Annotated in this window: 15 protein-coding genes; 2 read left to right on the top strand and 13 right to left on the bottom strand. The window is 64.2% G+C overall.

From position 1 onward, the window contains the following. Nucleotides 1-235 (top strand): JAB domain-containing protein (locus C1I89_RS32385; protein ID WP_308810299.1); only part of this gene is annotated, 235 nt, incomplete at its 5' end. 51 nt (nucleotides 236-286) lie between these two features. On the opposite strand, the gene C1I89_RS32380 is transcribed toward C1I89_RS32385, so the two are convergent. From C1I89_RS32380 to C1I89_RS32330, 11 genes are all read right to left on the bottom strand, one after another. Beyond that, nucleotides 287-1,777 carry a tyrosine-type recombinase/integrase gene (locus tag C1I89_RS32380; protein ID WP_181391104.1) on the bottom strand — a complete coding sequence of 497 codons (1,491 nt, stop codon included), beginning with the start codon at nucleotides 1,775-1,777 and terminating at the stop codon, nucleotides 287-289. A gap of 377 nt (nucleotides 1,778-2,154) precedes the next feature. Continuing rightward, nucleotides 2,155-2,553 (bottom strand): YybH family protein, encoded by a 399-nt coding sequence (locus tag C1I89_RS32375; RefSeq protein WP_168202159.1) that lies wholly within the window; start codon nucleotides 2,551-2,553, stop codon nucleotides 2,155-2,157. Between the two features lie 449 nt (nucleotides 2,554-3,002). Then, nucleotides 3,003-3,305 carry a Dabb family protein gene (locus C1I89_RS32370; RefSeq protein ID WP_102776275.1) on the bottom strand — a complete coding sequence of 101 codons (303 nt, stop codon included), beginning with the start codon at nucleotides 3,303-3,305 and terminating at the stop codon, nucleotides 3,003-3,005. A gap of 25 nt (nucleotides 3,306-3,330) precedes the next feature. Beyond that, nucleotides 3,331-4,110 (bottom strand): SDR family NAD(P)-dependent oxidoreductase, encoded by a 780-nt coding sequence (locus tag C1I89_RS32365; RefSeq protein WP_102776274.1) that lies wholly within the window; start codon nucleotides 4,108-4,110, stop codon nucleotides 3,331-3,333. A gap of 31 nt (nucleotides 4,111-4,141) precedes the next feature. Next, a complete protein-coding gene (locus C1I89_RS32360) occupies nucleotides 4,142-4,924 on the bottom strand; it encodes an SDR family oxidoreductase (protein ID WP_102776273.1) in 783 nt (260 codons plus the stop codon). Nucleotides 4,925-4,943: 19 nt separating this feature from the next. Continuing rightward, a complete protein-coding gene (locus C1I89_RS32355; RefSeq protein ID WP_102776272.1) occupies nucleotides 4,944-6,224 on the bottom strand; it encodes a TRAP transporter large permease in 1,281 nt (426 codons plus the stop codon). Then, entirely contained in the window at nucleotides 6,224-6,736 is a 513-nt protein-coding gene (locus tag C1I89_RS32350) for a TRAP transporter small permease (protein ID WP_102776271.1), read from the bottom strand. Before C1I89_RS32350 ends, C1I89_RS32355 begins: the two co-directional genes overlap by 1 nt. Before the next feature lie 66 nt (nucleotides 6,737-6,802). Beyond that, nucleotides 6,803-7,819 (bottom strand): TRAP transporter substrate-binding protein, encoded by a 1,017-nt coding sequence (locus C1I89_RS32345; protein WP_102776270.1) that lies wholly within the window; start codon nucleotides 7,817-7,819, stop codon nucleotides 6,803-6,805. Nucleotides 7,820-7,859: 40 nt separating this feature from the next. Then, on the bottom strand, nucleotides 7,860-8,255 hold the full coding sequence (locus tag C1I89_RS32340; protein WP_102776269.1) for a cupin domain-containing protein: 396 nt from the start codon (nucleotides 8,253-8,255) through the stop codon (nucleotides 7,860-7,862). Nucleotides 8,256-8,293: 38 nt separating this feature from the next. Beyond that, nucleotides 8,294-9,208 carry a fumarylacetoacetate hydrolase family protein gene (locus tag C1I89_RS32335; RefSeq protein ID WP_102776268.1) on the bottom strand — a complete coding sequence of 305 codons (915 nt, stop codon included), beginning with the start codon at nucleotides 9,206-9,208 and terminating at the stop codon, nucleotides 8,294-8,296. 46 nt (nucleotides 9,209-9,254) lie between these two features. After that, nucleotides 9,255-9,926, bottom strand: a complete 672-nt coding sequence (locus C1I89_RS32330) for a GntR family transcriptional regulator (RefSeq protein WP_102776267.1) — start codon at nucleotides 9,924-9,926, stop codon at nucleotides 9,255-9,257. A gap of 145 nt (nucleotides 9,927-10,071) precedes the next feature. Between C1I89_RS32330 and C1I89_RS32325 the strand changes: the two genes are divergently transcribed. Next, the gene (locus tag C1I89_RS32325; protein WP_102776266.1) at nucleotides 10,072-11,076 is read left to right on the top strand and encodes a tripartite tricarboxylate transporter substrate binding protein; all 1,005 of its coding nucleotides are present in this window, start codon (nucleotides 10,072-10,074) and stop codon (nucleotides 11,074-11,076) included. A 17-nt stretch (nucleotides 11,077-11,093) separates the two neighbouring features. On the opposite strand, the gene C1I89_RS32320 is transcribed toward C1I89_RS32325, so the two are convergent. Further along, entirely contained in the window at nucleotides 11,094-11,699 is a 606-nt protein-coding gene (locus C1I89_RS32320; protein ID WP_246842440.1) for a hypothetical protein, read from the bottom strand. Between the two features lie 136 nt (nucleotides 11,700-11,835). Then, nucleotides 11,836-12,903, bottom strand: a complete 1,068-nt coding sequence (locus C1I89_RS32315) for a porin (protein ID WP_102776282.1) — start codon at nucleotides 12,901-12,903, stop codon at nucleotides 11,836-11,838. Between the last annotated feature and the right edge of the window lie 304 nt (nucleotides 12,904-13,207).

Raw genomic sequence — 13,207 nt, 5'->3', positions numbered from 1 at the left:
GTCGGAGACCAGCGTGTATCCACGTGAGGTCGTGAAGGCGGCAATTCGGCACAACGCGCACTCCATCTTGATTGCCCACAACCATCCCTCTGGCTCGTCGCAGCCAAGCAAGGGGGACGTTCAGGTTACGCGGCGCTTGAAGGAAGCGGTTGCTCTGGTGAATGTCTCGCTGGTCGACCACGTGATCGTGGCGGCGGGTAGCGGCCACTCTATGGCCAAGATGGGCTGGATCTAGACTTGCGCGCATGCGTCCAACAACCGAAGACCGAACGGTCTTCGGTTTTTTTTACGCTGCGAGTAGCTGCTTGGCGGTTAGCCGCTTTTGACGCTCGGCCGGCGCCACGGCTCCCGACAGCAGTCTTTCCAAATATTCGCCGAGCTTCGCCCATGCTGCATGTTTCTCGTCGGCGTAGTCGTAGAGCTGGTAGTGCCGCCTGACTCGGTTCTTGCCCGTGTGAATGACGTGATTTTGGCAGCGGTCGATGATGTTTGGATCGATTCCTAGCGACTCCATGATCGTCGACCCCGTTCGCCGTAAATCATGAGGTGTCCAATTGCCGTTTTGGCCTTTGCCGAGCACCAGGGAGTTGTCCGAAGCGCGACGTGCTTTGGGCTTTCCGTTGAACATGGCTTGCCGATCTTTGATTTGCTTAGTAAAGGCCTGCTTATACATCGGTTGGTCTACCCCCGCGTCATCATTGTCGCGCGAAGGTAGGAGCCAGCGGGATGATCCTGCCAGGTTGACAAGGGTCTCGAAATGCTTGACTGCGAAGGGTGACAGAAAGACCAGATGGTCGCGCTTCTGTGATTTTCTGCCCTTGACGTTCGCCTTGGGAATGAACCAGGTACCTTCTCGGAGATCGAGATGCGTAATTTCGGTTAGGTGCAGTTCCCCTATCCGGCATAGCGTGCTCAAACAGATCCAGGAAACTGCCTGCAACGCCTTGGATGGAGGCTTCCTCTTTCGCTTGTCATCCGAAGCGAGATACTGCTCCTCCAACTCGCGGTATCGAGTCTGGAGCTCGACAATCTCAATAGGCGGGAGAACGCGTTCGCGCGGGTTATCCGGGTCGTAATCGTCCGCCAGGAGCACCCCGAGCTCAACCAGCTCAACCGGATTTCCTTCCGAAAGCAGCTTTCGCCATGGTTGGCGCTTTTCTGCCCAATGGAACATCTGGCCCAGTATTTGGTAGGTCACCTCGGCAAGCCGATTGCAACCGCGGCCGACAATCGAGCGGATCACTCGCTCAATATCCTTCTCGCGAATTGATCGCACGGGAGTATCACCGATCAAGGGAAGCACGTCTTTTTCAACGATGCGCTTCACTTCGGTGTTGCCATCTGTTCGCTTCACTCCCGATTCCAGCCAGCTTTTATATATCTCTTGGAACGAAAGGGCGTCGGTCGCGGCCTCTTCTTCAGCGGCGGTTACAGCGGCAGATTCAGCTGCCATAGCTTCCCGCACCTGGGCGTTTTCCAAGTCGCGGACGTCTGACGGATTGCGGCCCGCCTTAATGTCCGCCCGCGCTTTGTTCCTGGCGGAGCGGATCTCGTCGAGTGTGCGCTCCGGCCATGAGCCGCAGTAGAATCGCTTTACCTTGTCGCCCATGCGATAGGCGTATCGCCACACCACGGCCATCGTGCCGCGCTGAATGCGGATCTCCCCAGTTAGGCCGTCTCCATCGGCCAGGTGATCACCGACCCATTCCGCCGGTACCGCTTCCAGCTCTTTGACGGTCCACCGCGCACCTTTTCCGCGTTTTGGGTATCTCGTCATATTTCCTCGAATCTCTCCGTTCTTCTGCCTCAAGCGCNCGCGTTTTGGGTATCTCGTCATATTTCCTCGAATCTCTCCGTTCTTCTGCCTCAAGCGCCATATGGGACAACATATGGGACAACATTTTTGCGGCTGTCAGCGTACATTAGCGAACGTCGACGAACAAGGAAATTTGGATAAAGCCTTATGAATCAGTTGGTTGTTCGTTCGCTGACGTTCGCTGATGTTCGCGCGTTTCTAATTTGGGAGCAGAGGGTCGCGAGTTCGAATCCCGCCGCCCCGACCAATAAAATCAAAGGGTTAGCTCAGCATCGGCGAGCTAACCCTTTGCCTTTTTGCAAGACGGCTGCGATGGCATTTGACGCCAGGCCGTCGCCTCATTGCTCAATAAACCGTTCCTCGGTCGTCACCATCGAATGATGTTCGTGCGTGATGATCCATTCGCCGTTGCGCCGCTCGAGTCCAACGGTCAAACGGAAATCCAGAGGGCCGGCCGAGGTTCCGTCGCAATGGACTTCACAGCAGGCGAAGGCGACGTCCTGCCCGGCGGTAATAGCCAGGTCTCTCGGGGCGTAGGTGATCGTTCCCCTGGGATTCGCGTAAAAGAAGTCCCAGGTCTTGTCGTACGCCGCTATTCCTCGCACGGTGTTCGGGAAGTCGAACATCAAGAGATCATCCGCATGGCGGGCAAGAATGCCATCGCGGTCGCCGGCGCTGACGGCCCGGGCCCAATCGAGCACGATGTTTTCGATCTGCCGCTTTTCGAGATTTCGCATCTCAGTCTCCTTTGCGTGAATAGGGACATAGACGCCGTAGCATTCACGTAGCACCCAAGACGTGATACGGGGGACGTCCATTGGAATGGGTCCGAAATCCGGCCATTTGCTGCTCCATATTGGTATGCATGGTGGATGCGACCGAACACCTACCGTAAAACTCAAGAATATCTCCCCAACGGCTTCGGCTGCTGGTGCGGGAGCCTAAAGACTCCCTGCACTCTGATTTCCCTAGTATTTCGACGCTAGGGCGCAAGGCCCCCGCAATGGGGCCGTTGCGTTATGGCGCGACTGGCGGCTCCCGCAGCGGGGCAGAATCAATATCCGCACAGGAATCCAAGCAGGGCCTTGCCACCACATACGGGCGGCGATCCACAAGTCCGTGGCTTGGTAAGCTTTTACTCGCTGAATACACAGCAGCCTAACCCTGGCTTTGCTTCCATCCAAGCTCAGCCGATACCCCCCATCTCCCCGTCATACACCACCACCCGCTTGATATGCGGCCCCATGTACTCCTTCATGGCCACGTGCGCCGGACAGGTCTGGTAGGCGTCGTGGGCGGCCGCGTCGACGAAGGCCGAGCTGGTGGCGTGGGTGTAGCCCTGGGAGCGGGCCGCGACGTTGGCGCCGAAGTGGTAGAGCAGCAGGCCCGCGCATTCCCGCTTCATGCGGGCCACGTATTCATCGACGGTGCGGAAGAATTCGGCGTCGACGCGGTCGTCGAATTCCATCATCACGATATGCAGAAACATTGCGGCGACTCCTTGCTGCCGGGGATCACAGGTGCGCCAGCAGCCCGCCGTCGATGGCGAGCACGTGGCCGTTGACGAAGCGGCCGGCCTGCGAAGCCAGGTAGATGACGGCCGGGGAGATGTCTTCGGGGTCGGCCCAGCGGCCCAGCGGGACCTGGCTTTTCAGGAAGTCGTTGAACTGTTCGCGTTCCTGCAGGGCGGTGGTGAAGCCGGTGCGCACGAAGCCGGGGGCCAGCGCGTTGCAGGTGACCCCCTGGCCGCCGTATTCGACGGCCAGGGCGCGGGTGAAGGCCGCCAGCGCGCCCTTGGCCGCCGAGTAGGCGGCGATGCCGGGCATGCATGCCAGCGCCGCTACCGAGGAGGTGATGATGATGCGTCCGCCGCCCTGGGCGATCATGGCGGGCAGCACGGCGCGTGCGCAGTTGAAGGCGCCGTTGACGTGGACGTTGAGGATGGATTGCCAGACTTCGGGGTCCTGTTCGATCACGGGGGCGCGGTTCTGGTTGCCGGCGTTGCTGACCAGCACGTCGGGCGACCAGCCGTCGGCGGCCAGCGCGGCCACGGCGTCGGCGACCGCGGCGGCGCGGGATACGTCGAATACCGCGCCGCGGGCGTCTATGCCCAGTGCGCGCAAGCCGGCCACGGCCTGGTCGCAGGCCTCCTCGCGCACGTCGTTGACGACGATGCGCGCGCCCGCCTTGCCGGCGGCTTCGGCCATGTTCAGGCCCAGGCCGGAGGCGCCGCCGGTGATCAGCATGGTCCGGCCTTGCAGGCCGAACGTCGAGGTCAGGAATTGTTGGTCCACTCGGTTCTCCCAGGCCCATGCGGGCCGAAGTTCAGCGCAGCGTCTGCACGCCGGCGCAGATGTTCATGCATTGCCCGGTGATGCTGCGGCCGGCGGCGCCGGCCAGGAACAGGGCGGTGCGGGCGATGTCGTCCATGGGCACGGTGCGGTGCAGCGACACGTGCTGCAGGATTTCGGCGCGCATGTCGGCTTCCGGGATGCCGCGCAGCCCGGCTTTCGCCGCCACCACCTGGTTGACGCGTTCGCTTTCGACGATGCCGGGCAGGATGGCGTTGACGGTGATGTCGTCGTCGCCCAGCTCGATGGCCAGGCTTTGGGTCAGCCCGACCACGGCCCACTTGGACGCGGCGTAGGGCGCGCGCATGGGATATCCCAGGCGTCCCGCCACCGAGCTGAGGTTGATGATGGCGGCCCTGTCGGATTGCCGCAGCGGCGCGAGGGCGCGCCGCACGCACAGGAACTGGCCGCGCACGTTGACCGCCATGGTGCGGTCCCAGTCTTCGACGCTCAGTTCGCCCACCGCCGAGGTCGGCCCGGCGATGCCGGCGTTGTTGACCAGCACGTCCAGTCCGCCCAGGTCGGCCAGGGCGTGCGCGAACCAGGCGTCGACATCGGCTTCCGCGGCCACGTCGGCGCGAAACACGCCCAGGCCCGGCAGTTCGGCGCCGGCCGCCGCGAGCGCCTGCTCGGAGACGTCGCAGACGTGTACGCGCGCGCCGCGCTCGTGGAAGGCCCGGGCGATGGCCCGCCCGATGCCCGAGGCGCCGGCCGACACCATGACGCGGCAGCCGTTGAAGTCGTCCAGGTGTTCCATGTCGTCGCTCCTCGGTGTGTCAGTGCATGATCCAGCGATACGGGACCAGCACCAGCTGCGGGAACAGGATCAGCAGCAGCAGGGTCGCGCATTGCGCCAGCAGGAAAGGCCAGACGCCCTTGATGAGTTCGACCATGCGCACGCCCGTCACGCCGGCCACGACGTTGAGCACGGCGCCGACCGGCGGCGTGATCAGGCCGATGGCGCAGGCCAGCATGAACACGACGCCGAAGTAGACGGGGTCGATGCCGGCGGCCGTGACCGAGGGCAGCAGCACGGGGATCAGGATCAGCACGATGGGGATCATGTCCATCGCCATGCCGATCACGATCACCAGGCCGATGATGACCAGCATCAGCAGCGTGGGGCTGCCGCTGAACGGGCTGATGATCTCGGAGACCTGCGCGGGCAGGCCGGCGATGGTGATCATCCAGCCCGAGACCAGCGCGCCGGCCACCAGGAACATCACCATGGCGGTCATCTTGGCCGAAGTCAGGAACACTTCGTACAGCTGGCGCATGCTCAGTTCGCGGTAGATGCAGGCGGCCACGAAGATGGCGTAGACGGCGGCGACCACGCCGGCTTCGGTCGGGGTGAAGATGCCGAAGCGCAGGCCGACGATGATGATGACCGGAAGCAGCAGCGCCCAGAAGCTCTCGACCAGGGTCTTGCCGACCACCTTGCGGTCGACCCGCGGCAAGGGCTGGATCTGTTCCTTGCGCGACAGCAGCCACCAGGCCACGCACAGCGACAGCCCCATCATGATCCCGGGCACGATGCCGGCCATGAACAGGCCGGTGATGCTGATGTTGCCGGTGACGCCGATCAGCACCAGGCCGATGGAAGGCGGGATGACCAGGGCGATGATGCCGGACGAGGCCACCAGGCCGCTGGAGCGCGCGCGGCTGTGGCCGGCTTTCATCATCATGGGCACCAGCAGGGCCGACAGGGCGGCGGCGTCGGCCGCGGCCGAGCCCGACAGACTGGCCAGGATGGAGGCGGCCAGGATCGTGACATAGCCCAGGCCTCCCTTGATGTGGCCCACCAGCGCCAGCGCCAGGTCCACGATCCGGGCCGACAGGCCGCCCGCGTTCATCACGGCGCCGGCCAGCATGAAGAACGGCACCGCCATCAGCGGGAAGCTGTCCGCGCCGTTGAGCAGGTTCTGGGCCACGATCTGCGCATCGTAGAAGTCCAGCTGGTACATCAGCGCCACGCCGGTGAGGATCAGCGCGTAGGCCACCGGCAGGCCGATGGCCAGGCCCACGAGCAGCACGGCGACGAAAATTGCCAATGTCATTATTCGGCTCCCGACTCGTGGGGGGAAATGAACTTGTCCAGCTCGGCGGCGGGCGCCGTGCAGACTTGATAGAGCTGATACAACAGGATCAGCCCGGTCGAGGCGGCGAACACCACGCCCACGCCGAAGAACCAGGCCTGGGACAGGCCGCTGGCCGGCGCGCTGGCGCCCATGTTCAGCGAAGTCTGTTCGATGCTGCCCACCAGGATCAGCCAGGTCGCGTACAGCATCAGCAGGTTGGCCACGATCAGGCAAGCCCGGCGCGCGGCGGACGGAAGCGCCTGCAGCACCACGTCCACGCCCAGGTGGGAACGGTCATGCAGCACCAGGATGGCGCCCAGGAAGGTCAGCCACACGAAACACCAGCGCGACAGTTCCTCGGAGACCGGAATGCCGGAGTTGAAAATAAACCGCATCACCACATTGCTGAACACCATCACCACCATGGCCACCAGGCAGATGACGATGACGGCTTTGAGCAGGGTGAAATAGGCGTGCACGATTCTTGACATCGTCGACGTCCTTGAAGAGATAGGGCGGCCGTTGCGGCCGCCTCCTTGCACGGGCAAGCGCTGTTTTTATTTGCGGGTCTGGTTGATCGTGGCGACGGTGCGATCGACCAGTTCGGCGCCCAGCTCCGTCTTGTACTTTTCGGTGACCGCGGCGGTGGCCTGCACCATGCGCTGCTTCTCGGCGGGGTCGATCTTGTTCATCGACATGCCCGCCGCCGACAGTTCGCCCACGACTTTCTTTTCCTGGTCGCGGCTGACCTGGCGGAAGTAAGTGACGGACTCGTCGCAGGACTGCTGGATGACGGCCCGCTCATCCTTGCTCAGGCGGTCCCAGAAGCGCTTGCTGGCCATGACCACCGCGGGCAGGAACACGTGGTTGGTTTCCGTCATGTACTTCTGGATCTCCTGGTAACCGCTGCTCTTGGTCACCAGGTACGCGCTTTCCTGGCCGTCGATGGCCTTGGTCTCCAGCGCCGTATAGGTTTCCGGATAGGGCAGCGGCAGGGGATTGGCGCCCAGCGCCTTGAAGGTGTCGATGTAGATGCGGTTCTGCAGCACGCGCAGCTTCAGGCCCTGGAAGTCCTCGACCTTGTTGATGGGATGCTTGCTGTTGGACACCTGGCGGAAACCGTAGTCCCAGTAGCACAGGCCGACGAGGTTCTTGGCGGCGAACTTGTTCAGCAGTTCCTTGCCGACCGGACCGTCGATGACGGCATCGGCCTCTTCCACGGACTGGAACAGGAAGGGCAGGTCGAAGATGCCCAGTTCCTTCACGTTGTTGGCCGCGCCCGCGGTCGAGACCACGGTCATTTCGATGATGCCGCCCTGCGCCGAGGACATGGCCTGGATCTCGTTGCCGAGCTGGGCGTCGGCATAGCCGGTGACCTTGATCTTGCCATTGGTCTTCTGGCCGACCAGTTCGATGAATTTCTCGGTGGCCATGCCGACCGGGTTGGTCCGGCTGACCGGGTAGCTGAACTTGACGCGGCGCTCCTGGATGTCGGCGGCGGCGGCCTGCACCGACAGGCAGGCCATGACGGCGGCGGTCAGGCCCGCCGCAATGTGCTTGTAGTGGAACTTCATTGTGTCTCCTGTCCCGTCCTTGGACGGCTGTCTTGTCTGATTACTTGAGTTCTTTGCCCGCCAGATCGCCTTCCAGGAACTTGTTCGGTTTCAGGAAGAACGACAGCACCAGCGCGCCGTTCGGCGAGCGCGCGATATGGCGGTTGCCTTTGGGGCGCCAGACGTAATTGCCTTCGCGCACTTCGCCCTCGTCGTCGACGATGCTGCCGCTGAGCACATAGGTCTGTTCGATTTCGACGTGTTCGTGCAGCGGCAGGGAAGTGCCCGGCGCCCAGCGAAAGAGCGCGGTCAGCAAGCCGGTTTCCGGCACGTCGAGCAGCACTTTCATGTCGATGCCCGGCGTCGGCGTGGGCTTCCAGGGCAGCTCGTCGACGTTGACGTAGCGCGAGGCCAGGTCGCCCGTGGCATAGGGCTTCAGGGTGTCAGGGATGTTCATGGGTCTCTCCTCCAAACGGACGCTCGGGCGCCCGGCAATCAAGCGGCGATGCGGTTGGTCAAGGTGCCGATGCGTTCGACGCTGGCCGACACCACGTCGCCGGCTTGCAGGCAGCGCGGCGGGTTCAGCGCGAATCCCACGCCCTTGGGCGTGCCCGTGGCGATCACGTCGCCCGGCAGCAGCGTCATGCCGGCCGACAGCTGTTCGATGATGGCCGCCACGTCGAAGATCATGTCCGAGGTGTTGTCGTGCTGGCGGACTTCGCCATTGACCGACAGCGACACCGTCAGATTGTTGGCGTCGGGAATCGCCGAGCGATGCGCCACGACCGGCCCCATGGGACAGCTGGTGTCCAGGCTCTTGCCCTTGAACCACTGGCCGTGGCGCGCCTGCAGGTCGCGCGCGGTGACGTCGTTGACGATGGTGTATCCGAACACGTGGTCCAGGGCCCGCTCGCGCGGGATGTCGGCGCCGGCGCGGCCGATCACGATGGCCAGCTCGACTTCATAGTCCAGGCTGTCGGTCAGGCCGGCGTGGCGCTTGACGTCCGCGCCGTGGCCGACCACGGCGGTGGGCGCCTTGGTAAAGAACTCGATGGCTTCGGGAAAGGCGTCGGCCGGGCGGCCGCGCGCCAGGTTGCCCTCGATGATGTGCTCGCGGTAATTGCGGCCCACGCAGAACACGTTGCGGGCCATCGCCAGCGGCGGCAGCACGCGCACGTCGGCCAGCCTCGGCAGCGCGGCGGTGTCCACGCCGTCGAGCAGGCCGGCGCCGCACACGCGCGCCACGGTGTCGTCGCCCAGGGCGATCAAGTCGTTGACGTTGCGCACCGGTCCGGGCAGCCCCAAGTCCGGACGCGAGGCCAGCAGCGCGGTCAGGTCCAGCACGCGGTCGTCGTCCAGCAGCATGCCCAGACGGGGTTGGTCTTGTACGGCGTAAGTCAGGAATTTCATCTCGGAATCGGGTCGGGTTGTAGGCAAGGTTGGATGCGCGCGGGGGCTAGGCGCCGCCGCCGGCCTGCAAGGCCTTGACGAAGTCGTCATAGAGCGTGCGCACGTGCTGGCGGGCCAGTTTTTCCGCCAGCTCGGCGTCGCGGCGCTCGATCGCGTCGATGATGGCCAGGTGCTCGCGCAGCGAAGTGCTGAAGCGGTGCAGGCGCTTGATGGTCTGGCGCCGGTACGTGGTCTGCCTGTGGCCGAACGCGGCCCAGACGCGCTCGAGCAGGCGGTTGTTGGCAAGCGCGATGATTTCCTTGTGGAACGCGACATTGGCCTGGCCATAGGGCACCGGCGCGAACGTGTCTTCCTCCAGCCCGATGAAGGGCGCGAACAGGGCGCGCAGCCGCTGCACGTCGCGCTGCGAAGCGTTGAGCGCGGCCTCGCGCGTGGCGAAGCCTTCCAGCTGCTCGCGCAGCTGCAGCCACTCGATGTATTCCTCGTCCGTCACCGGCGTCAGCAGGGCGCCGCGGCCGGGGCGCAGATGGACCATGCCGGTGCTTTCCAGACGGATCAGCGCCTCGCGCACGGGCGTGCGGCTGACCCCCAGCTGGTTCGCCAGGTCTTCCTCGCGCACCCGCACCGGCTCGGTGATGTCTTTCATCATGTCCCGCAGCAGGGCGCTGACGTCCTCGTACACGGACTGCGAGCCTGCCTTTTTTTGTATGCCAGTCATCGTTTTGTATACAAATATCAATTCAGGTATTCAATGTAGTGCTGTTGTGCACCAGAAGCCTATAGGGGTTTACGCGGTTGGGGCATACTTCATCCGCCGACCGGCGCCCGTTCCAAGGCGCGGCATATACAAGGAAGAGACAGGCATGACCCAGCAATTCACGATCCGTGCCCGGCACGGCTTATCGCGCAGGAAACTGCTGTGCGCCGCATTGGCGGTGGCCGCGATGGCAGGCCCTTTGCAGGCCGCGCAGGCCGAGGATTTCCCCAGCAAGCCGATCAAGCTGATCGTGCCGTTCGCGGCCGGCGGGGGCAACGACGGGATCGCGCGTTTGCTGGGCCAGTTGCTTTCCGATGACTTGAAGCAGCCGGTCGTGGTCGAGAACCGCCCCGGCGCCGGCGGCAAGCTGGGGGTGGAGCAGGGGCTGCGCGCGGAGCCGGACGGCTACACGCTGACGCTGATCTCCAACAGTTATTCGGTCAATCCCAGCCTGTACCAGTTGCCGTTCGACCCGGTGGCGGACATGACGCCGATAGGCATGATTGCGCGCGCGCCATTCTTCGTGTCCGTGCATCCGGGCGTGCCGGCGAACACGCTGTCCGAGCTGGTCGAGCTGGCCAGGAGCAAGCCCGGCGAGCTGACTTACGCCTCGTCCGGCACGGGCGGGATTTCGCATCTGGCGATGGAGGCCTTGCTGAAGGCCGCGGGCATTTCCATGACCCACGTCCCGTACAAGGGCTCGGCGCCGGCATTGACCGATACGGTTTCGGGGCAGGTCGATGCGATGCTGACGACCGCGGGGTCCACGCTGCCTTATCGCAAGGACCAGCGCCTGAAGGTGTTGGCGGTGACGCTGCCCGAACGCGTATCGTCAGCGCCGGACGTGCCCACGGTGCGGGAAGCGGGCGTGCCGTACGACGTGACGGTGTGGTACGGGCTGATCGCGCCCAAGGGCGTGGCGCCGGCCATCCAGGCCAGGCTCAACGCCGCGGTCAACGCGGCGGTGGTGCGGGCCGACATGGTCGAGCGGCTCCAGACCACGGGAGAAGAAGCGGCGCCCGGCACGCCGGCGGCATTTCGCGAGCAGATCGTCAATGAAATCTCGATCTGGCGCAAGGTGGTGCGCGAGGCCGGCGTCAGCGTGAATTGACCGGCGCGCGGCGCCGCCTATTGAGCGAGTTCGAAGACGTAGCTGTTGCCCGAGCCTTTCTTGCTGTCGTACAGCGGGCACCAGCCGTCCACCGGGGCCACGGTGCAGTAGCGGTCCGAACTGTAGATCTGCGCGATTTTCCAGGGCTGGCCCTGGTCGGCGCGTTCCAGCAGGTATTGCATGCGGACGCCGCGCTCTTTCTTGCCGCGCTCGTCGTTGTCCAGCACATAGCCGGGGGTGGGTGGTTCGGTATTGCGGATCTGGGCGATGACGTGCGCGCGTGTGGCGGACTCGACTTCCACGTTCACGATGTCGCGCGCATAGCTGGGCGGATCGCAGGCGTCGCGGCCGGCCTGCATGGCCAGCAGTTCGCCGGCGGCCAGGCCGTCACGGGCGGAGCGGATGGGACCGTACAGCCCGCCGAGTTCCTTGCAGACCGTGGACGAGTACTGCTCCTGCTGGTCGCGGACCAGCCACCAGGATTTCACCGCCGCCTCGGGGGTGTCGGCGGTGACTTTCAATTGCGGCACGGCGGCCTGCAGACGCATCCAGGGCGTCTGTTCTTCCTGGGAGCAGCCGGTCAGGAGAACGGCCAGAGCAAGCAGCACTGCGGACTTCGTCACGATAGGGGGCCCGGAGATCATCGAGGGGCGCCATCATACCGTGTCCTGGTGTGGGGGCCGTATCGGAAGGCCCGGTTTCAAGCCCTGGCCGGGCTCGGGCGCGCCCGGGGAATACCCCGGACGCGCGGTGACTGCATCAGAAGGTGTGGCGAACGCCCAGCGCGCTTTGCAGCTTGTGGGACCCGGCCGTGTCCACGCGGTTGAGGAAAGCGTAGAGGTTGGTGCGCTTGGACAGATCGTACTGGTAGCCCAGCGCCCAGCCTTCGATTTTCGCGGATGAATGCTGGTAGACGGCCATGAGCTTTCCGGTCCTGCCGGTGGGCACCGTTACGCCGGCGATGACGGCATGGACGCTCTTGTACTTGCCGTATTCGTCGCTGTTGGACTTGCGCAGGTTGCCATAGCTGGCGTGGACCTTGAACATTTCGAAGTCGTAGGCCGCGGCGATCTGGATATTGGACGAGGCCTTCTTTCTGATGAACTTTTTCTTCTCTTCTTCCTTCTGCTCTTTCTTTTCTTTCGGCTCTTGCAGATTGGGAATGGAGCGGTCATAGGTCAGCGCGAGGGCGACGGGGCCGTTGTCGTAGCGCAGGCCGGTGGTCAGCACGCGATCATGGGCGGAGGTGGCGAATGCGTCGCCGTTCGTGGCCTCGAGGCTGTAGCCCACGCCGCCCTGCCAGCCGTCCATGCGGGGCGAGGTATAGAAGAAGGCGTTGTTGACGCGGCCGCCCTCGCCGAAGTCGCCCTTGCCATTGCCCAGCACGGTGCCGTTGCCGCTTTGGCCCCAGCCGCCGCCGAAGGGCGAACCCACGCCGCCCCAGTCCGAGCCGAAGACGGACATGCGGCCCATCTTGATTTCGCCGAAGTCGCCGGACAGGCCGATATGGGTGCCGCGGCCGAACAGCCGGCCTTGTCCCTGGGTGCCGTCAGTGAGATTGAAGCCGCTTTCGAGGAGAAAGGTGGCCTTGTAGCCGTCGCCCAGGTCTTCGCTGCCGCGCAGGCCCCAGCGCGAGCCGGCCTGGTTCGAGCTTTTCTGTTTCAGGCTGGATTGGCCGTTCTTGTGTTCGTAGACGAGGCCCTGGTCGACGACGCCGAAAAGCGTGACCGAGCTGGCTGCCGCGGCCTGGAGCGGGCCGACGCAGGAAAGGGAGGAAAGGACCAGGGCGGCGCCCAGGAACCGGCGTTGCGTCTGCTTGCTTCTCACGATGAATTCCCCTTGGGTGTGGTGCTGCAATGGACAAAAGGTCTCCCTGCCGCCCGCGTGTTGCGCGGGAGGAGAGAGGAAAGGAAACGGAGGACGGGTTAGCGGGTCGGCGGGGGCATCGCTGCGGCGATGCCTTGCGTCACGCTGCGAGTGACGGGCGATGCGCGCGCTGCGTGGGCGTGCTGCCTAGGACGCAGCTGATATTGCGCTTGCGGACGGCCCGGTGACTTACTGGCTTGCAGGGCCGCAGCCTTGCACGCGGGCGCAGGAACTAGCATCTCTATCGCGTCGCCGAGGACAGGAA

This window comes from Achromobacter pulmonis (assembly GCF_002885955.2).
In the GTDB taxonomy this organism is placed as follows: domain Bacteria; phylum Pseudomonadota; class Gammaproteobacteria; order Burkholderiales; family Burkholderiaceae_B; genus Achromobacter; species Achromobacter pulmonis_A.
Note: the sequence above shows the minus strand (reverse complement) of the source record. Positions and strands in the feature narration are given on the sequence as shown.